This window comes from Frankia sp. BMG5.60, from assembly GCF_059428125.1.
Genome location: NZ_CM182091.1, coordinates 3,799,271 through 3,821,295, shown reverse-complemented (window position 1 = coordinate 3,821,295; position 22,025 = coordinate 3,799,271). Strand labels below are relative to the sequence as shown.

Genomic DNA, 22,025 nt, shown 5'->3' with positions numbered 1-22,025 from the left:
CTGTCTTTCGGTAGGGACGAATCGGACACCGGGGCCCCCGAAGGGCAGGAAAGTCCGACCCCGCGACCCGAGCCGGGAGGACGCGATGAGTGACGCGGCGTTCCTGCCGGGCGCGTCGGGTGGCACCGCCAGGCCCGGGGGAGGCGCCGGCGGTGGCCAGGAGCAAGCGATCGGGCACGTACGCGCGTTCCTGCGGCTCGTCGCCATCGAGCACTCCGTCTTCGCGCTGCCGTTCGCCTACATCGCCGCCCTGGCGGCGTCGTTCACCGCGTCCGGGTCGGTGCACTGGGCCGCGCTCGGGCTCGTCACGGTCGCCATGGTCGCCGCGCGGACCTTCGCGATGGCCGCGAACCGGATCATCGACCGCGCCATCGACGCCCGTAACCCGCGCACCGCGGGTCGCGAGCTCGTCACCGGCGCCGTGTCGGTGCGCGTCGCGGTGGTCGGCTCCGTCGTCGCCCTCGGTGTGTTCCTCGCCGCCGCCGCCACGCTGTCCTGGCTGTGCCTCGCGCTCGCCCCGATCGCGGTGGCGCCCCTGGTGATCTACCCGTACGCGAAGCGCTTCACCGACTTCCCGCACGCCGTGCTCGGCATCGCGCAGGCCGTCGCGCCCATCGGGGCCTGGATCGCGGTCACCAACCACTGGTCGTGGGCGGCGGTCGTGCTCGGCCTCGCGGTGGGTGCCTGGATCGGCGGCTTCGACCTCATCTACGCCTGCCAGGACGCCGAGGTCGACCGCCGCATCGGCGTGCGGTCCGTGCCGGCGCGCTTCGGGGTCCGCGGCGCGCTGATCGGCTCCACGGTCACCCACGTCGTCACCTTCGCGCTGTTCGTCACCTACGGGCTGATGGAGAACAACGGCGCCTGGTGGTGGGCCGGCCTCGCGGTCACGGCGGCGGCGTTCAGCTACGAGCACGCGATCGTCTCGCCGAAGGACCTGTCCCGGGTCAACCGCGCCTTCCTCACCGCGAACGGCTTCGTCGGCATCGCCCTGTTCGTCTTCGCCGTCGCCGACCTGATCAGCCGCGGCCTGTCCGCCTGAGCCGGCCGCGCCCCCGACTGCCGTGACCACCACCGACCGCGAGCACCGCGACCCCGCCACCCCGGTGGGTGGGCGGGTTCCCTGGGTGGTCGGCGTGAGCGGGGCCAGCGGGACCCCGTACGCGGCCGCCGTCCTGCGCGGCCTGCTCGCCGCCGGGCTGCCCGTCGACCTGGTGCTCTCCCGGGCCGCCCGGCTGACCCTGCTCGACGAGACCGGCATCGCCTGGCACGACGCCGCTTGGCCCCGACCGCTGGCCGCCTGGCTGTCCGCGCCCCTCGACAGCGGCGACGCCCGGCGCACCAGCGTCAGAAGCGGATCCGCGGACGTCGTCCAGGACAGTGCCGCGGCCGTCGTCGAAGACGGCGCCACGGACGCCAGGGACGGTGCGGACGGCGTGGAGGCCGTGGACGGCGCCGGGAGTGCGCCCTCCGCGCTGGCCGACGCGGTGGCCGCGCTCGTAGCGGTGCACGCCGCCGGCAACCTCGCGGCGCCGACGAGCAGCGGTTCCTACCCGACCCGCGGGATGATCGTCGTCCCGGCGAGCACCGCGTGTCTGGCCGGGATCGCCCTGGGCCTGTCGAAGGACCTGTTGCAGCGCTCGGCGGACGTGACGCTCAAGGAGGGGCGCCGGCTCGTCGTCGTCCCCCGGGAGATGCCGTACACCGCGGCGACGCTGCGCCACATGGTCGCCCTGCACGACGCCGGCGCGGTGGTGGCGGCGGCCAGCCCCGGCTTCTACGCCGGGGCGCGCACCGCCGCCGACCTCGTCGACTTCGTCGCCGGCCGGGTGCTCGACGCCGCCGGCGTACCCCACACCCTGTTCCGGCGCTGGACCGGGGAACTCGGCGGCGCCCGCCGCCCGCCCGGCTGAGCGTCTGTCGCGATCCGCACCCGTCCCGCTGCCGGAACGGGCGGGATGCGGTTACCCCTGGCCGAGACCCTGCCGGGGCGGGCAGAGTGGTCGGGGACGGCTCCTGATGGGGCGTCCGGTCAACGGCCCCACGCGGGGCGACGAGCTCGGCGAATCGGGGACGACATGGCGACGGGTGGGCGCGGCGCGGCCAAGGGCCGGGGACGCGGTTCCGGCCGATCGAAGGCGGCCGCGACGGGCCGGCCCGACCCGGCCACCGGTGGCAAACCGGCGACCGGTGGCAAACCGGCGACCCGTGGCAACCCGGTGGCAGGCGGCAACCAGCCGTCGGGCGGTGCCCGTTCGTCGGGCCGTGGCCGTTCGTCGGGCGAGGGCCGGTCGGCCGGCGCTGGCCGGTCCGACGAGGCGGGCCGGCCAGCCCGCCGGGAGCGGCCGGTGCAGCAGGACGTCGACCTGCGGGTGCAGTTGCCGTACTTCCTGATCCGGCTGGCCGCCCTCGTGGTGATTACGGTCGTGCTCGCGGTGGTCGGGGTGAATCTGCTGCTCGCGGTACTGATCGGGTTCGCGGTCGCCGGCCTGCTGACCTGGCCGCTGGGGCGCATGCAGCGTCGGGCAGCACAGCGGGCCGCCGAGGCCAAGGGCGGGGGCGGCCCACCGCCACCGGGCGCCGGCAAGGGCAAGGGCGCGTGAGCGGACCCCGCCCAGGCCGCCGGCCGGTCGTGACGGGTCGGCCCGGTCGGCTGTCGTGGTTGTGACGGGTCAGCTCGGCCGGCTCGGGTGGGTCTGACGGCGTCGCGGGCTAGTCTGGACGTCATGGATGCTGGGCTCAAACGGGAGATCGAGGCCAAGGTTTCCGCCGGCGAGCGGCTGAGCCGCGCCGACGGGGAGGCGCTGTACGCCAGTGACGATCTCGCCTGGCTCGGTGGCCTCGCCCACGAGGTCCGGACCAGGAAGAACGGTGACCGGACGTTCTTCAACGTCAACCGGCACCTCAATCTGACCAACGTCTGCTCGGCGTCCTGCGCCTACTGCTCGTTCCAGCGCAAGCCCGGCGAGGCCGACGCCTACACGATGCGCATCGAGGAGGCCGTCCGGCTCGCGAAGGAGATGGAGCCGGCCGGCATCACCGAGCTGCACATCGTCAACGGCCTGCACCCGACGCTGCCGTGGCGCTACTACCCTCGCTCGCTGCGGGAGCTGCGCAAGGCGCTGCCCGGCGTCGCGCTCAAGGCGTTCACCGCCACCGAGATCCACTGGTTCGAGAAGATCAGCGGCCTGTCCGCCGACGAGATCCTCGACGAGCTCATCGACGCGGGTCTGGAGTCGCTGACCGGCGGTGGCGCGGAGATCTTCGACTGGGAGGTCCGGCAGAACATCGTCGGCCACGACACCCACTGGGAGGACTGGTCGCGCATCCACCGCCTCGCCCATGCCAAGGGTCTGCGCACGCCGTGCACGATGCTCTATGGGCACATCGAGGAGCCGCGGCACCGGGTGGATCACGTGCTGCGGCTGCGTGAGCTGCAGGACGAGACGGGCGGCTTCGCGGTGTTCATCCCGCTGCGCTTCCAGCACGACGCCTCCGGCGACCCGCGCAACCGGCTGATGAACCAGCCGATGGCGACCGGTGCGGAGGCGCTGAAGACTTTCGCCGTCTCCCGGCTGCTGTTCGACAACGTCGACCACGTCAAGTGCTTCTGGGTGATGCACGGGCTGACCACGGCGCAGCTCGCGCTGAACTTCGGCGCCGACGACCTGGACGGTTCGGTCGTCGAGTACAAGATCACCCATGACGCGGACCGCTTCGGTACCCCGAACACGATGACGCGCGAGGACCTGCTGGCGATCATCCGGGACGCCGGCTTCCGGCCGGTCGAGCGGGACACCCGCTACCGGGAGATCCGCGCCTACGACGGTCCCGATCCGGCCCGCCGCGAGATCCCCACCTCGATCGACGCCTGAGGCGGATTCGATGGCCAGCAAGGACGACCCGACGCCGGCCCGCGCGGCGGGCCAGCCCGCGCCCACGGGCGCTCCGGCCGCGAACGCTCCGGCCGCGAACGCTCCGGCCGCGAACGCTCCGGCCGCGAACGCCACGTCCGTAAACGCGATGTCCGTAAACGCGATGTCCGTAAACGCGATGTCCCCGGACGCCGCGATGTCCGCGAATGCCGGGTCCGCGAATGCCGGGTCCGCGAATGCCGGGTCCAGCCCCCTCCCGCGGGTCCGGCCGCCCGGCGCGCCGGGCATCGGTTCGATCTTCGTGCTCGCCTTCCTGGTGATCCTGGTCCCGGGCGTGGCGGTCTACGTGCTGCTCGACTGGGCCGGTCTGCCGATCGGCGGTGCCAGCCTGCTCGGCCTGCTCGTCGTCTTCCTCGGGCTGGGATTCTTCCCGACCGTGCTGCGCAGGCTCGGCTGGGTGCCGACGAAGAAGCGGAGGTCCTGATGGAACTGCGCAAGCGCCCCATCGTGCGCCCGAGGCGGGCCCCGGCCGCGGCGCCGGGGGCCCCGGCCGCGAAGGATCGCGGCCTGCTCGGCATCAACCTGCGCTACTTCGCTCTCCGCGCGGTGCTCTTCGGGGTGGTGCTCGCCGTCGTCCTGCTGCTCGGGGCGGGCGGGTTTCTCGCGTTCGTGCTGGCATTGGCCGTCAGTGGGCTGATGAGCTATCCGCTGGCGCTGCGGCAGCGCCGGGCGGTCCTCGCCGTGATGGAGAACCGTCACGGCGGCCGGCGTTGACCGGCCCGGCGGGCGCCGAAGCCCGGCCGCGGGTCGGGCACATCCAGTTCCTGAACTGCCTTCCGCTTTACTGGGGGCTGGTCCACTCGGGTGCGTTGCTCGACATCGAGCTGACCAAGGACGCCCCCGATCGCCTCAACGAGGCCCTCGTGGCGGGCGATCTGGACATCGGCCCGATCAGCCTGGTCGAGTACCTCCGGCACGCCGAGGATCTCGTCGTCCTGCCCGATCTCGCGGTCGGCTCCGACGGGCCGGTGCTGTCCGTCGTGCTGAGCACGGCGGTGCCGCTTGCCGAGGTCCGCACCGTCGCGCTCGGCTCGACGTCGCGGACCAGCGTGCTGCTGGCCCGGATGCTGCTGGAGGAACGCCACGGCCTGCGCCCGACGTACGTCACGATGCCGCCCGACCTGCCGTCGATGCTGCGGGAGGCCGACGCGGCGGTGATCATCGGAGACGTGGCGCTGCGCGCGACCTACGATGCCGAACGCGGCGGCGAGGGCCATCCCCTGGGCCTGATCGACCTGGGCGCGGCCTGGCGGGAGTGGAGCGGGCTGCCGATGGTCTTCGCGGTGTGGGCGGCCCGGAGGTCGTTCGCGCAGCGGCATCCCGGGACGGTGAAGGAGGTCCACGACGCGTTTCGTTCCGGGCTGGACCTCGCGCTGCGCGATGTCGACCAGGTGGCGGCGCGGGCGGCCCGCTTCGAGGTGTTCGACCCGGCGACGCTGGCCCGCTACTTCACCACCCTCGACTTCCGGCTGGGTGAACGGCAGCAGGCGGGCATCCGCGCCTTCGCGGACAAGGCCGCGCGCCGCGGCGACGTCCCCTCGCTGCGGGCGATGACCTTCGCCGAGGTCTGATCCGTCGCCTGATCTGTCGTTGCCTGATCGGACGGCGCCGGACCGGGGCGGGGGCCAGCTCGGCGCCCGGGGTCAGACCGGCGGGCGGGGTCAGACCGGCGGGCGGGGTCAGACCGGCGGGCGGAACGCGTGGGAGATGCCGGACGGTGGGACGGCCCGGTGGGTGTTCGCGGTCGCGAAGCGGGCGATGCGCCCCTTGACCAGCGCGATCAGCCGGGGCGGCGTGGCCCGCCCGCCGGGCGCGATCAGCATCTCGTCGAGTGATTCGCCGCCGTCTCCACCGGGCAGGACGGGTTCGAAGGCGGCCGAACCCTCCGATTGCGCGCCGGGGCCGGCCGGCGTGAACGCCTCCGCCGACGCGCCCGACCCGACCGGCGACGCCGGCCCCTCCACGGGATCCAACCTGGCCGGCGGGGTGGCGTTCGGCGGGGGAGTGGGCATCGCCGGGGTGCGACCGGCAGCCCCCGGCCGCCCGTGCAGCGGGATGACGGTCGACCCGCCGAGCCCGCCGTCATCGACCCGGCCGTCGACAGTCGCATCCGGCGCGGCGGCGTCCGGCGCCTGGCCGGCGTCGGCGGCGCACTCCCGCCGGGCGGCGGCATCGATGAGCCCGTTGACGGCGAGGGTCCAGGCCCGCAGCCCCTCGTGCCCGGTGAGCTCGGTGAACACCGCTGCCTCCAGGCAGCAGGTGCTCGCGTCCGCGAGCTCGTCGACGTCGAGCAGCGAGATGGCGAGCAGGCCGGCCAGGTGGCCGGCGAGCATGAACAGCCGGAACTGCTGATGCGGCAGCAGCGGGGTGCGCAGCAGGTTGTCGACCACGCTCTGCTGGTCGAGTACCCGGGCGGTGACGTCCTGCGGGTCGAGCCGGTCGGCCTTGGCGATGAGGTCGGCGACCAGCCGATCGAGGTAGTCGAGTTCACGGTCCGACCGGCGGTGGTCGAGCAGGTCCGACACCCGGCGGCGGGACTCCCGCTCCGGGTCGGGCCGGCGACGCAGGCGCTCGGCCCGCGCGGCCACGGCCGCCTCGCGCAGGTCGACCAGGGCGCCACCGGCCTCCAGCGCCGCGTCGACGGCCGCGATCACGGGCCGCGAGGGAATCCCACGACTGGGCTGCTCCAACTGGGAGATGTACTGGCGGCTGTAGCCGGTGCGTCGGGCGAGATCGTCCCGAGAGAGAACGCGTTCACAGCGCCGCCGCCGGACCTCCACGGGGAGCAGGTCTTCAGCGGTCGCCGTGCCCTGCCGGCCTCGGCTCCGTTGCCGCATCTGTTGACGTCCTTCCGCGTGGCAGAGGTCGCCTCCCACCGAGGGAGGCCAGTCGTCGTGCGCCGCCTCTCGTGCCCCCCCGAGAGCCGGCAGGAATTCACCGGTAGTGATCAGGCTACTCCATGGCGCACCCTAGTAGACTAGAGGCCAAAAGTCCCATACGCGAACGCTTGCGATGATTACTCTCCGTCATAAGTTGGGATGTTCTGTCGGGCGGTGTCGCTCCAGGTACGTGATCGGATCCAATCCGTTTGGAGGGTCGGACGGGCGTGGCGGACCCGTCGAGACATTATGCCTGTATTCTTGGGCTCTTGTTGGGAAACGGGAGTGTTGCTGAGGAAGTCCGGGCGGAAAGCCGCGGAATCATCGAGAGATCGTCTCCGGCGGCCTATTCCCGCAACGCGGGCTATCACTGTCACGCCGGGCGTGCGGCACTTCGCCACGGTCTGTGGGTATCGCCGGGATGACCGACATGGGTCATCCTCGGAAACCATCCTGAATGACGATGCGCGGGGTCGGGTGGGGCGCGTACAAAAGAATGGTGGATACCGGCCGTTCGGTGGACGCCGACACCGTCGGGCCCGGCCGGGACGACGTTGTCGCCCCGGCTCGGGGCTCCGCCGGGACGGCCCGCAGCCCCGAGTCAGGCCGGGAAGCTGGCCGCGGCCCGGGTGCGCAGACCGGCCGCCCGGTCGCATGGGCCGCGATCCCGGATGGCGGGCGGCCCGGGGACCCGGCCGCCGGTGACGGCGCGGGCCCGGGCGCGGCCGAGCCGCCGCCTGCCGTCGCCCCGCGCCGAGTGGTCGTGGTGGACGACGCGGACGGCGTGCGCGAGCTGCTCTGCCTGCTGCTGGGCGCCGAACCCGACTTCGTGGTCGTCGGCGCCGCCGCCAACGGGGCGGAGGCCATCGACGAGGTCGTTCGCACGGCGCCGGACCTTGTACTGCTCGATCTCGCGATGCCCGTGCTCGACGGCCTCGGCGCGCTGCCGCGGATCCGGCGGGTCGCGCCGCACGCCACCGTGGTCATCTTCACCGGCTTCTCCGAGGACGCGCTGCTCGATCGGGTGCTTGCCCTGGGCGCGGACGCCCTGCTGGAAAAGGGCCTGGCCACCGGCCCGCTGGTCGACCAGCTCCGCCGCCTCTGCGCCGCCCGGCGCACCGGCTGAGCCTCGGATCACCGATCTCCGGCGTCGATCGCGTTGTTCATTTTCCCCACCGGTGCGGTAGAGTTGTGGCGGCGGTGTCGGAGGGTCGGGGAAGTTCACCGGTACCTGCCCGATTTGGCCCGGTTCGCGGGGTGATACTCGCCGGTGGTGTGGTCCTGGGACCCACAACGCGCCCATCGGCGTCACTTCTGTGGAAACATGGGGTCGTGATTACGCGTGCCCTCACCCTCGGGGCGCCGGCTGAGCGAGCGACGGATCTGGTCCGCGTCTCGCCCCGGCGCGGGTTCGCGTCGTCCCCCGCGGCCGCGTGCCTCGTGATCGAGCCGATGCTCGTCGCGCGCCTGCACGTCGACCTGCTGCGGGTCTCCAGCGCCGGCTGTCGCCGCTCCCGCTGACGTTCCCGTTCGCGGCGCCGGTCTGCCGGTGTCGCGTTTCCCCGCGCATCGAGAGATCTCATGACTTCTCCTGCCCGTCCTGCCCGTTCCGCGCGCCCGTCCCGTCCCAAGGGAGCGGGCCAGTGGGCGTTGGGCTACTCCGAGCCGCTCAACGCCAACGAGCGCATGAAGAAGGACCAAGGCGGGCTGGAGGTGCGCGACCGCATCCTCAACCTCTACCCGCACACCGGCTTCGACGGAATCGACCCCCAGGATCTGCGTGGCCGGTTCCGCTGGTGGGGCCTGTACACGCAGCGTCGGCCGGGAATCGAGGGCGGCCGCACGGCGGTCCTCGAACCGGAGGAGCTCGACGACTCCTACTTCATGCAGCGGATCCGGCTCGACGGCGGGCGGATGACGGCCGACCAACTTCGGGTCATCGCGGACATCTCCACCCGGTACGGCCGGGACGTCGCCGACGTCACCGACCGGCAGAACATCCAGCTCCACTGGATCCGCATCGAGGACGTGCCCGCCATCTGGGGCGCCCTCGAGGGCGCCGGGATGACAACCGCCGAGGCGTGCGGCGACACTCCGCGGGTCATCCTCGGCTGCCCGCTGGCGGGCGTCGACGGCGACGAGGTCATCGACGGGTCGGCCGCCATCGACGAGGTGGTCGAGCGCTTCGTCGGCGACCCGACGCTGGCGAACCTGCCCCGCAAGTTCAAAAGCGCGATCTCCGGCTGCGCGGACCACTGCACGCTGCACGAGATCAACGACATCGCGTTCGTCGGCGTCGTTCATCCGGAGCTCGGCGCGGGCTACGACCTGTGGGTCGGCGGCGGCCTGTCGACGAACCCGAAGCTCGGCGTGCGGCTGGGGGCGTTCGTGCCGCCGGCGCGGGTCGCCGAGGTCTGGCACGGCGTCGCCTCGCTGTTCCGCGACTACGGCTACCGCCGCCTGCGCACCCGCGCCCGGCTGAAGTTCCTCGTCGCGGACATGGGCGCCGAATGGGTGCGTACCACCCTGGAGAAGGAGTACCTGACGGCCGCGCTGCCGGACGGGCCGCCGCCGGCGCCGCCGCGCAACGAGGGCCGCGACCACATCGGCGTGCACCGCCAGCGCGACGGGCGCAACGCGGTGGGCTTCGCCCCGCGTGCGGGCCGGGTGTCCGGGACGATCCTGCGCGCTGTGGCGGATCTCGCGGACCGGTTCGGACAAGGCCGCATCCGCGCGACGACGACCCAGAAGCTGGTCATCCTCGACGTGGCCGACGAGGCCGTGGCGCCGCTGGAGGCCGAGCTCGCGGCGCTGGATCTGGTCGTCCGGCCGAGCGTGTTCCGCCGCGGCACGATGGCCTGCACCGGGATCGAGTTCTGCAAGCTGGCCATCGTCGAGACCAAGGGCAACGCCCGCGACCTCATCGAGGAGCTGGAGCGCCGCCTGCCCGACTTCGACGAGCCGATCGGGATCAACGTCAACGGCTGCCCGAACGCCTGCGCCCGCTTCCAGGTCGCCGACATCGGGCTGAAGGGTTCGCTGGTCCCCGACGACGCCGGCGAGATGGTCGAGGGCTTCCAGGTCCACCTCGGCGGCCACCTGGGCACCCGGTCGCGGCTGGGCCGCAAGTCGCGCGGCCTCAAGGTCACCGCGGACGGGCTGCTCGACTACGTCGTCGGCCTGCTGGAGACCTACCGGCGCGAGCGTGCCGACGGGGAGAGCTTCGCCGACTGGGCGGAGCGGGCCGACGAGGCGTCGCTGGCCGCGGTCGGCGCCGTGGGTTCCTCGGCTGGTGCCGGCACCGGCGCCGGCGCTGGCACAGAGCCGGCGGTCGGGGGGGCCGATGGCCGGCAGTGATCGGGCGGTGCCCTTCTACTGCCCGTACTGCGGCGAGGAGGACATCGTCCCCGAACTGGCGCCGGACGGCGCCGGTTCCGGGCACGGGCACTGGGCGTGCCGGTCCTGCCGGCGAGCCTTCCGGCTGAGCCTGACGGCCCTCGCGGTCGCCGCGGGCCCGGTCGCTGCCACGCCGGCGGGCAAGCCCGGCGCAACGGGGGACCAGACGGCACGGCGAGGCGCCGCGCGCGACGACGAGGAGACGAGCTGATGGGTGCCACGGTGCAAGCCCGGGCGTTGCGGGCCGGGGACGAGCTCGAAGGCGCGCCGGCCGAGGAGATCCTCGGCTGGGCGGTCGAGGAGTTCGGCACGAAGCTGGTGGTCGCCGCGTCCATGGCCGAGGCGATCCTGGTCGACATGCTCGCCCGGATCCGGTCCGACGTGCCCGTGGTCTTCATCGACACCGGCTACCACTTCGCCGAGACGGTCGGCACCCGCGACGCGGTGGCCGCGACCTACGACCTGCCGCTGATCAGCGTCCGCCCGCAGCTCACCGTCGTCGGCCAGGACGCCGTCTACGGTCAGAACCTCTACCAGACCGACCCCGACCTGTGCTGCCGGATGCGCAAGGTGGTGCCGCTGGACCGGGCACTGGCGCCGTACCACGCCTGGGCCGCCGGATCGCGGCGCGCCGAGTCCACCGGCCGGGCGAACCTGAAGGTCGTCGACTGGGACGCGCGCCGGGGCAAGGCGAAGATCCACCCGTTGGCCGCCTGGACCGACGAGGACGTCGACCGGTACGTCGCCGAGCACGAGGTCATCGTCAACCCGTTGCTCTCGGACGGCTACGAGTCCGTCGGCTGCTGGCCGTGCACCCGGCGGGGCGCCGGCCGTGCGGGCCGCTGGGCCGGCACGAACAAGACGGAGTGCGGCATCCACTGACCGGCCGCTGACCCGGCCGCGCTGTGGCGCCGCCCGCGTGAGCGCTCGCCGGACGCGGACGAACAGGTACGGTGCACGCCGTGACGGACGGGCGATTCGCGGGTGAGGTCTGGCTGGTCGGGGCTGGTCCGGGCGATCCCGGGCTGTTGACCGTGCGTGGTCGCGAGCTGCTCGCGACCGCCGACGTGGTCGTGGTGGACCGGCTCGCCGCGGCCGTCCTGCTCGACGCCGTGCCGCCCGACGCGGAGATCATCCATGTCGGCAAGAGCCCGACCGCCCGCTCCTGGGCCCAGGAGGAGATCAACGCGGTCCTCGTCGACCGGGCCCGTGCCGGCGCCCGGGTCGTGCGGCTCAAGGGCGGCGACCCCTACGTCCTGGGCCGCGGCGGTGAGGAAGCCCAGGCATGCGCCGAGGCGGGCGTGGCCTGCACCGTCGTCCCCGGCATCACCGCGGCGCTGGCCGTACCGGCGCTCGCCGGCATCCCGGTCACCCACCGCGATCTGGCGCAGGAACTCGCCGTCGTCTCCGGTCACCTGCCGCCCGGCCACCCCGACTCGACCGTCGACTGGGCGGGGCTCGCCGCCTCCCGGGCGACGATCGTCATCCTCATGGGGGTGGCGCGGTTGATGGACATCGCCGACGCCCTGCTCGCCGGCGGCCGCCCGGAGGCCACCCCGGCCGCGGTGATCGAGCGGGGCGCCACCCCCGCCCAACGGGTCCTGCGCACCACGCTCGACGCTCTGGCCATCGACGCGATCGCCGCGGGTGTGCGCTCACCGGCGGTGATCGTGGTCGGCGAGGTCGCCGCCCGCAACGACGCCCCGGTCGCCGGTGCGGCGCCGCTCGCGGGCGTGCGCGTCCTGGTCGCCCGCACCCGGCCCCGCCCGGGCCTGCTGGCTCGCCGGCTGCGACAGCTCGGCGCGGACGCGGTCGAGACGGTCGTGGCCCGCCCCGCGCCGCTCGACGACGCCGGTGCGGCGTTGCTGGCGGCGCTGCCCGGGGCCGCGGGCCTCGTCCTCGCCGACCCGGACGAGGTCGCCGCGGTGGTCGCCCTGCTGCGCCGGGCGGGCACCGACGTGCGCGCGCTGGCCGGGCTGACCCTGGTGGCCGCCCGCTCCGACGTCACCGACGCCCTCGACGCGCTGGGCCTGGCCGCCACCACGCTCGACGAGCTCGCCGCGGGCCCGGTCGGCGGGTTCGCCGTGGGCCCGGTCGATGCCGGCAGGGCCGCGCGTGGGGCGGGTGCCGGGGGGGCGGCGGGCGCTGGGGTGGCGGGCACCGGGCGGGGGGTGGCGGGCGCCGGGCGGGGGGTGGCGGGCCGCCGGCCGGCCCCGGGGACGGAGGTGCTCGTCGTCGGCGCGGCCGACCTGCCGAAGGGCGGGCCATGGAAGCCGCGGCGGGTGCCGCTGCTGACCGACGTGACCGCCGATCCCGATCCGCGGATCGCCGACGAGCTGCGGCACGGCGACTTCGACGTCGCGGCGTTCGCCTCCTCGACGGCCGCCCGCAGCACCGCCGAGCTGTACGGGCCGCTGCCCCCGGACCTACTCGTCGCCGCCATGGGCCGGCGCAGCGCCCAGGCCTGCGAGGCCGCCGGGATCCGGGTGGACATCGTGCCGGCCGAGCCGGGGGTGCGCCCGCTGGCCGCCGCCGTCGCCGACTTCGTCGCCGCCAGCCGCGCCGCCGCGGCCTCCTAGGGAATCCATCTCCCAGGGCGGTGCCGCAGAGGTCTCCTTCCCATCATGTAGTCACGTTCTGCTGATCAGCCGGTGGGGTGTTCGGCTGCGGCGACCAGGTCGCGCAGGGTGTCGTCGAGCCGCGCCCGCACCGCCTCGACGACGCAGGTGTGCAGGCCGAGGGGCTCGGAGAGGATCCAGCGGGTCGTCGGGTGCCGTTCGCGCGCCTCCTCCAGCGCCGCGGGAAGGTCGCGGCGGGTGTGGTTGCCGCCGAAGAGGAAGAACGGGTAGACGACGATCTCGGTGCAGCCCGCGTCCGCGAGCAGGGCGTAGCCCTCGCCGATGTCGGGCCGGCTGACCTCGAGGAACGCCGTCTCGACGACCCCCCACGGCCGAGGCCCGGCCGGCGCGGGCGGCGGGCGACCCGCGCAGCCGTCGCCGTCCTGGCGGGGTTCGGTCGCCAGGCGGCGGGCCAGCTCGCGGACCGTGGCGTTCGCCTCGTCCCGCCGTGAACCGTGGCCGATAACCAGAAGACCGCGCATGACACCAGTGTGCGCCGGATGCCCGACCGCGGCCGCCGGTCGTCCGGTCAGGCGGCGGTGCTGTCGCCGGAGCTGTGCCCCGGGAACACCTTCGCCGCGGGGTCGACGACCGGCGCGGCGTTGTTGACGGCGGTCGCGACCTCGCCGAAACCGGTGGCGATCAGGCGGACCTTGCCGGGGTACTCGGTGATGTCCCCGGCGGCGAAGACCCGGGCGACGCCGGTGGACATCGTCGAGTCGACCGCGATGTGGCGTCGGGACATGGTGAGCCCCCAGCGGGTCAGCGGCCCGAGGTCGGCGGTGAAGCCGAGCGCGGCGACCACCGCCTGCGCCGGGCGGACGTGCCGGTCCCCGGTGCGCGTCTGCACCACCTCGACCTTGTCGATCCGCTCCTCCCCGTGGATGGCGGCGATCTCGGAGAAGGTGAGGATCTCCACGCTCGACGCCTCGACCCGCACGATCGTCGCCGCGTGCGCGCGGAACCGGTCGCGGCGGTGCACCAGCGTGACCGAGCGGGCGATCGGCTCCAGGGCGAGCGCCCAGTCGAAGGCGCTGTCCCCGCCGCCCACCACGATGACGTCCTGGTCGGCGTAGGCGTCCAGCTTCGGCACGAAGTAGACCAGGCCGCGGCCGAGATGGCCGGTCCCGGTCGGCAGCGGCCGCGGGGTGAACGTGCCGAGCCCGCCGGTGATCACGACTACCTTGGCGCGGACCCGGTGGCCCTGGCTGCTGGTCACCACGACCGCATCCGGTTCGTGGGCGAGCTCGGAGGCCTGCTGGTCGAGCAGGTAGGTCGGGTCGAACTGGGCCGCCTGGGTGACGAGGGCGTCGACCAGCTCGCGACCGCGGATGGCCGGGAAGCCGGCCACGTCGTAGATCACCTTCTCCGGGTACATCGCGGTGACCTGGCCGCCTGCCTCGGGCAACGAGTCCATCAGCGCGACCGACATGCCCCGGAAACCCGCGTAGTAGGCGCCGTAGAGCCCCGCGGGGCCGGCACCGACGATCAGCATGTCCACGCTGGTGTCGACGTCGCCGCCCGCGGCGGCCTCCGGGCGGACGGCAGCGCCGCCGTTCGCCTCGACCGACTGCGTGACCATGAGCAGCTCCCCGCACCTCGCGGCCCGCGGCCCGACCGGTCGGACTGGAGTGTCCGGTCGGTGCCACTGGACGTTCCTTCGCCTCATCCTGCCGGAGATCCGGCCGGCACGCCGTCATCTCCGCTGGTGGGCGGTCCCTGACCGGCCGGCACCGCGCCGCCAGGGCGTCGGCGGCGCCGGGCGATGCGCCCGGATCGCCGGCGGACCCCGGTCCCGGTCAACGGGAGGAGGCGTTGCGCTTGTATCGTTTCTCCGTTGTACGGTTCGTCGCCGCTCATGCCGGCTGTTCAGGCAGTATTCCAGGACGTTCCCGGCGGAACGGTGGCCCGTCGCGGCCGTCGGATGGCGGACAGCGCTCCCCGCGCCGCGTCCGGCGGGGGCTAGCGTGAGATGGCAGGCACCCGCAGTCGCCGGGCCGCACCGAGCGGCGGTGGGGACTACAGCGGACACGGGCGGGAGAGCGGTGGCGGATCGATCGACGGGCCGGGACGCGCCGGACGGCACCCGGGGTGAGGCGCTGCACCCGGACGACCCCACCGTCATCGGCGCCTACCGGGTCGTGCGTCGGCTCGGTTCGGGCGGCATGGGCACGGTGTACCTCGCCCGCGACACCGCCGGAGCCCTCGTCGCGATCAAGGTGATCCGCTCGGACCTGGCCGCCGACCCCGAGTTCCGCGACCGGTTCCGGGACGAGGTCGCCGCGGCGCGCCGGGTCGCCCCGTTCTGCACCGCGCAGGTCCTCGACGCCGACCCCGCCGCCCGCCGCCCCTACCTGGTCACGGAGTACATCGACGGCGTCCGCCTCGATGACGTCGTCACCCGGTCCGGGCCGCTGCCGATGTCGACCCTGCAGGGCGTGGCGATCGGCGTGGCCAGCGCGCTGACCGCGATCCACAAGGCCGGCATCGTCCACCGTGACCTCAAGCCGAGCAACGTCATGCTGTCGTTCTCCGGCCCCCGGGTCATCGACTTCGGGATCGCCCGGGCCCTCGACGCGGCGCAGGGACGGACCCAGACCGGCCTCGTCCTCGGCTCGATCGGTTGGATGGCCCCCGAGCAGATGGAGGGTTCGACGATCGGCCCGGCGGTCGACGTCTTCGCCTGGGGCCTGCTCATCGCCTACGCCGCCGTCGGTGCCCACCCCTACGGGCAGGGCACCTACCTGGAGATGTCGGAGAAGATCCAGACGGGTCGGCCCGACCTGCGGGACGTGCCGGCGCAGCTTCAACCCGTCGTCCGCTCCGCGCTCGCCCGTGACCCGCGGGACCGCCCGTCGACCGAACGGCTGCTGCTGACGCTGCTCGGGGAGGAGGCGCCGCCCGGCGGGGACACCCGGGTCGCGGCCACCGCCGTCCTCGACGGCACCTGGCCGCGGGGCCGCAGCGCCGCCGCGGCCGCGGCTGGGGCCGGGGCGGCCGGGGCCGCGGGTGCCGCAGCGGGCGCGGACGTCTTCCGGACCAGGCGCTATGACGACTCGGTGGCCGCCGACGGCTCGACCGGACCGGACGTCGACCCCGCGGCGCCCGGCGCCCGGCGCGTCGACGCCGCCAGGCCGGAGCGGACCCGCGTCGCCGACGCCGGCGCCGGCGAGCAGCACGGCTCGTGGGATGGCGGCGCTCCGTCGGCGGGGGAACGCTGGTGGGACGAACCGGCCGATCTGCCGCCGCCGGCCGGGCCGCCCGTGCCGCCGCCGGCGTTGGCCGGTCTCGGCGTCGAGGACCGCGCCCCGCGCGCCCGCGCCCGCGTCGGAACCGTCGAGGAGGCGGGCCGCGCTGGCGACGCTGGCTTCGGCGACGCCGGCTTCGGTGGCGCTGCCGGCGGTCAGGGGGTGCCGGGCCGCCGACGGCGGCGCGCGGGGTTCGTCCAGTACGAGGATGAGCAGCCACCTGCCCCGGCCGCCGCGCCCGGACCGGCCGCCCGCGACCGCCGCGCCGAGCCGGCGCCGCCCGCGGACGACCGTCGCTCGCCCCCGTCGCCCTACCCGCCGGCGGCACCGCCCCCGTCTGCGACACCTCGCCAGGCGGCCCGCCCGTACCCGCCGCCTCAGCAGCAGCCACAGCCGTATCCGCAGGCTCGGCCAAATCCGCCGGTCCAGCCCTACCCTCAGGCCCAGCCCAACCAGCGGGCCCAGCCGTACCCGCAGGCCCAGCCGTACCCGCAGGCCCAGCCATATCCACAGGCCCAGCCGTATGCGCCGGCCCGTCCCGAGGGGCGGCGCGCCGAGGGGCGACGGGCGGCCGACCGCGGCGATGCCGCGCGCCCGCAACCGGCGCCGCGCCCGGTCGCCGAGCGCCCCCGCGACCGGGCGCCGGAACCCCATGACCCCCCGGCGCCGCGCCGCCCGCGCCGACGGTTCCGGCTGCGGATCCCCTTCAAGCGGACGATCCTGTTCGTTCTGGTCGTCCTGCTCCTGCTCTCCGCGGCCGACCAGATCGCGTCCATGGTCGACGAGCAGCGCAGCCGGCTGTGGGACAAGGTGGCCACCTCGGTCAGGAACGGCGTGGGCGACCAGGTGGACAGTCTGTGGAACCAGGCAAGGGACACCTTCGGCGGTTCCTCGGGCGGTCCGGGGTGACGGAGCGCGGAACGGCTGACCGGCAGGCGTAAAACCACCGCCGGATAGGTACACCGACCTCATGGCGAGCATCTCAAGCAAGATCAACGAATTCCTGCACAGCCCGAAGACGCGAGAAATGGTCGACAAGGCCAAGGCCGCGGCCAACAAGCCCGAGAACCGAGCGAAGATCAAGCAGGTGCAGCAGAAGTTCACCAGCCGCACCCACGGCCCTGGTCATCACAACGCCCCGGGTAGCCCCCCGACCGCCGGCGGCCCGACCACCGGCTCGACCCCGAGCCACCCGGGCGGCGGCGCGGAGCAGGGCTACGGTGAGCGAGCATCCGGCGGCCCCGGATCCGGCTACGGTGAGCGGCCGTCCGGGTCCGGCGGCTCTGGTTCCGAGCGGGGCTACGGCGAGCGGCCGTCCAGCGGCTACGACGCGGACGTCCCCCCGGGTACCGGTCCGGCCGACACCGGTGGTCGTTCCGGCTACTGAGCGTCCGGCAGTCTCACCCCGACCGGTCCCGGTGCCGGCCTGAGAACTGGTCCGGCACCGGGACCCAGGTCGTACCATCGCGCCATGAGCCTTGTGGATGCCGGCGGCGAGTCTGCGGTGGGTCGGGGCGACGGCGCCGGCGAGATCCGGTCGGTCCTGGACCGGGCCGCCGGGGGCGGCCGCATCTCGCCCGAGGAGGCCCTGCTCCTCTACACCCGGGCACCGCTGCACGCGCTCGGCACGGCGGCGGACACGGTGCGCCGCCGCCGGTATCCCGACGGCATCGCCACCTACATCATCGACCGTAACATCAACTACACGAACATCTGCGTGACGGCCTGCCGGTTCTGCGCGTTCTACCGGGCGCCGAAGCACGCCGAGGGCTGGGTCCGCGACGTCGACGATCTCGTCACCAAGTGCGGCGAGGCCGTGGAGCTTGGTGCCACCCAGATCATGCTCCAGGGCGGCCACAACCCCGACTTCGGCATCGAGTGGTACGAGCAGGTGTTCGGCGCGATCAAGGCGGCCTACCCGCAGCTCGCCCTGCACTCGCTGGGTGCCAGCGAGGTCGTGCACATCGCCCGCACCTCCGGCCTGACGTTCCCGGAGGTCATCACCCGGCTGCGCGACGCGGGCCTGGACAGCTTCGCCGGCGCCGGCGCCGAGATCCTCACCGAGCGCCCCCGGCACGCCATCGCCCCGCTCAAGGAGCCCGGCCACGTCTGGCTGTCGGTGATGGAGACCGCGCACACTCTCGGCCTGGAATCGACCGCGACCTTCATGATGGGCACCGGTGAGACGAACGCCGAGCGCATCGAGCACATGAAGATGATCCGGGACGTGCAGGACCGCACCGGCGGCTTCCGTTCGTTCATTCCGTGGACCTATCAGCCGGAGAACAACCACCTCGGCGGGCGGACCCAGGCCACGACGCTGGAGTACCTGCGCCTCGTCGCCGTCGCCCGGCTGTTCTTCGACAACATCGCCCACCTGCAGGGCTCGTGGCTGACGACCGGCAAGGAGGTCGGCCAGCTCACCCTGCACATGGGCGCCGACGACCTCGGCTCGGTGATGCTGGAGGAGAACGTCGTCTCCTCGGCGGGCGCTCGCCACCGGACCAACCGCTCCGAGCTGATCAGCCTGATCCGCACGGCCGGCCGCATCCCCGCGCAACGCGACACCCTCTACCGCCACCTCGTCGTCCACCGCGACCCGGCCCAGGACCCGACCGACGACCGGGTCGCCTCCCACTTCTCCTCCACCGCCCTGCCGCTGGTCTCGGCCACCTGACTCGTCTTTCCTGTCTTTCCAGGGGGACGAATCGGGCGCCAAGGCCCTCTGGAACGGCCAGGAGACCCAGAGCCCGCCGCCGGCACGGGGGCCGCACCCAGGCACCCGCCGGGCGGGACGCCATAGATTGGCCCGATGAGCGAGTCCGCCGGGTCCCCGGCCGTGGTCCCGGCGGCTACCGGGCCGAAGATCGAGCTGCATGTCCACCTGGAGGGGACGGTCCGGCCGGCGACGCTGCTGGAAATGGCGCGGCGTAACGAGGAGGCGCTGCCTTCGCGGACGGTCGAGGGCCTCGCGGAGCTGTACCGCTTCCGCGACTTCAACCACTTCATCCAGGTCTGGGTCATGACGACGCATGTGATGCGGACCGAGGCCGACTTCCGCCAGGTCGTCGTCGACTACGCCGCCGAGGCGGCCGCGCACGGCGCCGTCTATGTGGAGGGCATCTTCTCGCCGTGGTTCCGCGTGCAGCGCGGCGTCCGGGTCGAGGAGATCTTCAACGGCTACGCCGACGGGGCGATCGAGGCCAGGGAGCGGTTCGGCGTCGAGGTGCGCCTGACCCCGGACATCGACCGGGTGCTGCCCGTCGAGGCGGCTACCGAGGTGGCCCGCTGGGCGGCGCGCTTCGCCGAGCGCGGCGTCGTCGGCCTCGGGCTCGGCGGCCCGGAGATCGGCCATCCGCCGGAGCCGTTCGCGCCCGCGTTCGCCCTGGCCGCGGACGCCGGGCTCGCCGCGGTGCCGCACGCGGGGGAGACGGACGGTCCGGCGTCCATCCAGGGCGCGCTCGACGCGCTCGGCGCCCGGCGAATCCGCCACGGCATCCGCGCGGTCGAGGATCCGGCGCTGATGAGCCGCCTGGTCGACGCGGGGATCGTGCTGGACGTCTGCCCCGTGTCGAACCTGCGCACCCGCTCCGTGGTCCGCCTGGGTGACCATCCGCTCGCCACGTTGCGCGCGGCCGGCGTGGCCTGTTCACTGGCCACCGACGACCCGGCGATGTTCGGCACCGACCTCGGCACCGAGCACGCCGTCGCCGCTGGACTCGGAGCCCGCGCCCGTGACCTGTATGCGGCCGGCGTCGCCGGGGCGCTGTGCGACGAGGCGACCCGGGACCGGCTGCGCCGCCTCGGTGCGGCCACCGACTGGGACGCAGCCGAGGAGGCGGCCCGCGCCGTGGCCCCGGCGGCCCTCGCCCGGTTCGACGGTGAGCTGCTCGGCAGCGGCGGATCGACGGCCGGTGCATCGACGGGTGGGGGAGGCGCTGCGGCCGGCCCGCTGGCCGGGGGATCTGCGGTCGGGAGACCAGCGGTCGGTGGACCAACCGGTGGCTGAGCGCAGCGGCGGGTTCGGATCGGTGCGGCGTGGATCGGGGTCGACGACAGAGGGGGTCGCGGTGGGCAGGGCCGGGCTGGACAAGCGGCCACAGGAGGTCGCGGCGATGTTCGACGGTGTGGCCGGGCGCTACGACCTGACCAACGCCGTGCTCTCCGGCGGCCTCGACCGGACCTGGCGGCGCGCCACCGCCAGCTTCCTCGACCTGAGCCCCGGCCTGCGGGTCCTCGACCTCGCCGCCGGCACGGCCACCTCCTCGCGGGCCTTCGCCGAGGCCGGCGCTCAGGTCGTCGCCTGCGATTTCTCCCTGGGCATGCTGCGCGCCGGCCAGCGCCGTCTCGCCGAGAAGCCGCCGCCTGCCAGCCCGGCGGGACGGGTGGTGCTGACCGCCGGGGACGGGCTGCACCTGCCATTCCCCGACGCCGTGTTCGACCGCACGACGATCTCGTTCGGGCTGCGCAATGTCGCCGACACCGTGCGCTGCCTCACCGAGCTGCGCCGGGTCACCCGGCCCGGCGGCTCGCTCGTCGTCTGCGAGTTCTCCCGCCCGGTGTGGGGCCCCTGGCGGACCGTCTACCTGGAGTACCTGATGCGGGCGTTGCCGAGGGTCGCCCGCGCGGTCAGCAGCAGCCCGGACTCCTACGTCTACCTGGCCGAGTCGATCCGGGCCTGGCCCGCCCAGGCCGAGCTCGCCGATCTGCTGCGCGAGGCCGGCTGGTCCCGCATCACCTGGCGCAACCTCACCGGCGGCGTCGTCGCCCTGCACCGCGGCCACGCCCCCGACTGACCACGCCCCCCGACTGACCACGCCCGCCGGGGATTAGCCGGGCAGGTGCGAGTCGAGCCAGGTCAGGGTGCGCGACCAGCCGTCGCGGGCGGACGCCGGATGGTGGGACGCCGGGCGGGCGTCGTTATGGAAGCCGTGCCCGGCCTCGGGATAGCGGATGATCTCGGTGGGCACGGGGGCCTCGGTCGCAGCCGCCCGCAGCGCCTCGACGTCCTCAACCGGGATGCTCGAGTCCTGGTCCCCGTACAGGCCGAGCCACGGTGCCTGCAGCCGCCCGGCGATCTCCAGCGGGCTCGGCTCGCCGAAACGTCGGGTGCGGATCCCGCCGCCGTAGAACGTGACCGCCGCACCGAACGGGCGGGCCACCGCGGCCTGGAAGGCGATGCTCCCGCCCAGGCAGAAGCCGACGACCGCGCAGCGGTCCAACGCCGTTCCCTCCTCGGCGAGGACGGCGAGGGCGGCGTCGACATCATCCAGCAGGTCCGTGCCGTCCAGGTCCTCGACCACCTTCACCGCCGAGGCGATGTCGTCGTAGTCGAAGACCGGCGAGCCGACGCGGTGGAACAGGTCGGGCGCGATCGCCCGCCAGCCGGCCCGGGCGAAGCGAGCGCACAGTCCCTGCACGTGCTCGGTGAGGCCGAACGCCTCGTGCAGGACGACAACGCCGCCGCGCACGGGACCGTCGGGTTCGGCGAGCGTCGCCGGGGCAGGCCCGTCGGCAGTGGGGAGGACGACGGTCTCTTCGGTCATCGGCTCTCTCGATTCGGAACTGGGTCGTGTCGGCCGGGTTGTAGCGGGTTTGCCGGGTCGTGTCGGTGACGGGTGTCTCGTCGGGCCGGACCGCGCCGGTGGTGGTCCGCCCGTCCGGGCAGTGGCCGTGCGATCCGGGCGATTTGGCCTACTTTGCGCCTCTTCGGGGTTAGATGACACGGCGTGGACGATGCGGCGGGCGGTCGGGTGGACACGTGGGCGGGTCGGGTCGGGACAGAATGTCGTGGCCGCCAGGTCAGGGTGGTCCCTTCCGGCCGGGCGTCACCCGCTTGGGCCGGTCGAGATCGCCCGTTCGGGCGGTGCCGCCTGGTCCGGACGTGCCCCACGCGGTCCAGGTGGCACCGCGACGACGCACCCGGCGCCCGCGGACGAGCGCCGCGTT

Annotated in this window: 22 protein-coding genes; 18 read left to right on the top strand and 4 right to left on the bottom strand. The window is 74.0% G+C overall.

Annotation, left to right across the window (positions count from 1 at the left end):
• Positions 1-85: 85 nt before the first annotated feature.
• The 7 genes from mqnP to AC5R91_RS15445 all read left to right on the top strand — a co-directional run bounded on the left by mqnP (position 86) and on the right by AC5R91_RS15445 (position 5,506).
• Complete coding sequence (gene mqnP, locus AC5R91_RS15475; protein WP_495397816.1) at positions 86-1,042, top strand: menaquinone biosynthesis prenyltransferase MqnP; 957 nt, start codon at positions 86-88, stop codon at positions 1,040-1,042.
• Positions 1,043-1,127: 85 nt separating this feature from the next.
• The gene (locus AC5R91_RS15470) at positions 1,128-1,913 is read left to right on the top strand and encodes a UbiX family flavin prenyltransferase (protein WP_495397972.1); all 786 of its coding nucleotides are present in this window, start codon (positions 1,128-1,130) and stop codon (positions 1,911-1,913) included.
• A 435-nt stretch (positions 1,914-2,348) separates the two neighbouring features.
• Complete coding sequence (locus AC5R91_RS15465; RefSeq protein ID WP_495397815.1) at positions 2,349-2,603, top strand: hypothetical protein; 255 nt, start codon at positions 2,349-2,351, stop codon at positions 2,601-2,603.
• 123 nt (positions 2,604-2,726) lie between these two features.
• Positions 2,727-3,875, top strand: a complete 1,149-nt coding sequence (gene mqnE, locus AC5R91_RS15460) for an aminofutalosine synthase MqnE (RefSeq protein WP_495397814.1) — start codon at positions 2,727-2,729, stop codon at positions 3,873-3,875.
• Between the two features lie 10 nt (positions 3,876-3,885).
• Entirely contained in the window at positions 3,886-4,359 is a 474-nt protein-coding gene (locus tag AC5R91_RS15455) for a hypothetical protein (protein WP_495397813.1), read from the top strand.
• Positions 4,359-4,649, top strand: a complete 291-nt coding sequence (locus AC5R91_RS15450) for a hypothetical protein (protein WP_495397812.1) — start codon at positions 4,359-4,361, stop codon at positions 4,647-4,649. Before AC5R91_RS15455 ends, AC5R91_RS15450 begins: the two co-directional genes overlap by 1 nt.
• A complete protein-coding gene (locus AC5R91_RS15445; RefSeq protein WP_495397811.1) occupies positions 4,646-5,506 on the top strand; it encodes a menaquinone biosynthetic enzyme MqnA/MqnD family protein in 861 nt (286 codons plus the stop codon). The genes AC5R91_RS15450 and AC5R91_RS15445 overlap by 4 nt, the downstream gene beginning before the upstream one ends.
• A 108-nt stretch (positions 5,507-5,614) precedes the next feature.
• Here the strand turns inward: AC5R91_RS15445 and AC5R91_RS15440 are convergent, their stop codons facing one another.
• Positions 5,615-6,772, bottom strand: coding sequence for a helix-turn-helix domain-containing protein (locus AC5R91_RS15440; RefSeq protein WP_495397810.1), 1,158 nt, complete (start codon positions 6,770-6,772; stop codon positions 5,615-5,617).
• Positions 6,773-7,271: 499 nt separating this feature from the next.
• Between AC5R91_RS15440 and AC5R91_RS15435 the strand changes: the two genes are divergently transcribed.
• The 6 genes from AC5R91_RS15435 (at position 7,272) to cobA (ending at position 12,789) form a co-directional block, all read left to right on the top strand.
• Positions 7,272-7,940: a response regulator gene (locus AC5R91_RS15435; protein WP_495397809.1), complete on the top strand. Its 669-nt coding sequence runs from the start codon at positions 7,272-7,274 to the stop codon at positions 7,938-7,940.
• A 206-nt stretch (positions 7,941-8,146) separates the two neighbouring features.
• Complete coding sequence (locus tag AC5R91_RS15430) at positions 8,147-8,335, top strand: putative leader peptide (protein ID WP_495397808.1); 189 nt, start codon at positions 8,147-8,149, stop codon at positions 8,333-8,335.
• 60 nt (positions 8,336-8,395) lie between these two features.
• Positions 8,396-10,171, top strand: a complete 1,776-nt coding sequence (locus AC5R91_RS15425; protein WP_495397807.1) for a nitrite/sulfite reductase — start codon at positions 8,396-8,398, stop codon at positions 10,169-10,171.
• Positions 10,158-10,421 (top strand): Insertion element protein, encoded by a 264-nt coding sequence (locus tag AC5R91_RS15420; RefSeq protein ID WP_495397806.1) that lies wholly within the window; start codon positions 10,158-10,160, stop codon positions 10,419-10,421. Before AC5R91_RS15425 ends, AC5R91_RS15420 begins: the two co-directional genes overlap by 14 nt.
• A complete protein-coding gene (locus tag AC5R91_RS15415) occupies positions 10,421-11,092 on the top strand; it encodes a phosphoadenylyl-sulfate reductase (protein ID WP_495397805.1) in 672 nt (223 codons plus the stop codon). Before AC5R91_RS15420 ends, AC5R91_RS15415 begins: the two co-directional genes overlap by 1 nt.
• 80 nt (positions 11,093-11,172) lie before the next feature.
• On the top strand, positions 11,173-12,789 hold the full coding sequence (gene cobA / locus AC5R91_RS15410) for a uroporphyrinogen-III C-methyltransferase (RefSeq protein ID WP_495397804.1): 1,617 nt from the start codon (positions 11,173-11,175) through the stop codon (positions 12,787-12,789).
• Positions 12,790-12,854: 65 nt separating this feature from the next.
• On the opposite strand, the gene AC5R91_RS15405 is transcribed toward cobA, so the two are convergent.
• Both AC5R91_RS15405 and AC5R91_RS15400 read right to left on the bottom strand, forming a co-directional pair.
• On the bottom strand, positions 12,855-13,310 hold the full coding sequence (locus tag AC5R91_RS15405; RefSeq protein WP_495397803.1) for a sirohydrochlorin chelatase: 456 nt from the start codon (positions 13,308-13,310) through the stop codon (positions 12,855-12,857).
• A gap of 47 nt (positions 13,311-13,357) precedes the next feature.
• Positions 13,358-14,323, bottom strand: coding sequence for an NAD(P)/FAD-dependent oxidoreductase (locus AC5R91_RS15400; RefSeq protein ID WP_495397971.1), 966 nt, complete (start codon positions 14,321-14,323; stop codon positions 13,358-13,360).
• 550 nt (positions 14,324-14,873) lie between these two features.
• Here AC5R91_RS15400 and AC5R91_RS15395 point away from each other — a divergent pair.
• The 5 genes from AC5R91_RS15395 to AC5R91_RS15375 all read left to right on the top strand — a co-directional run bounded on the left by AC5R91_RS15395 (position 14,874) and on the right by AC5R91_RS15375 (position 20,872).
• Positions 14,874-16,985, top strand: coding sequence for a protein kinase domain-containing protein (locus AC5R91_RS15395; RefSeq protein WP_495397802.1), 2,112 nt, complete (start codon positions 14,874-14,876; stop codon positions 16,983-16,985).
• Positions 16,986-17,046: 61 nt separating this feature from the next.
• Positions 17,047-17,463, top strand: a complete 417-nt coding sequence (locus AC5R91_RS15390; RefSeq protein ID WP_495397801.1) for a hypothetical protein — start codon at positions 17,047-17,049, stop codon at positions 17,461-17,463.
• An 84-nt stretch (positions 17,464-17,547) separates the two neighbouring features.
• On the top strand, positions 17,548-18,753 hold the full coding sequence (gene mqnC, locus AC5R91_RS15385) for a cyclic dehypoxanthinyl futalosine synthase (protein WP_495397800.1): 1,206 nt from the start codon (positions 17,548-17,550) through the stop codon (positions 18,751-18,753).
• Positions 18,754-18,888: 135 nt separating this feature from the next.
• The gene (gene add, locus AC5R91_RS15380; RefSeq protein WP_495397799.1) at positions 18,889-20,085 is read left to right on the top strand and encodes an adenosine deaminase; all 1,197 of its coding nucleotides are present in this window, start codon (positions 18,889-18,891) and stop codon (positions 20,083-20,085) included.
• A 61-nt stretch (positions 20,086-20,146) separates the two neighbouring features.
• Positions 20,147-20,872 (top strand): demethylmenaquinone methyltransferase, encoded by a 726-nt coding sequence (locus AC5R91_RS15375; protein ID WP_495397970.1) that lies wholly within the window; start codon positions 20,147-20,149, stop codon positions 20,870-20,872.
• A 33-nt stretch (positions 20,873-20,905) separates the two neighbouring features.
• On the opposite strand, the gene AC5R91_RS15370 is transcribed toward AC5R91_RS15375, so the two are convergent.
• Positions 20,906-21,622, bottom strand: coding sequence for a dienelactone hydrolase family protein (locus AC5R91_RS15370; RefSeq protein ID WP_495397798.1), 717 nt, complete (start codon positions 21,620-21,622; stop codon positions 20,906-20,908).
• Positions 21,623-22,025 lie beyond the last annotated feature (403 nt).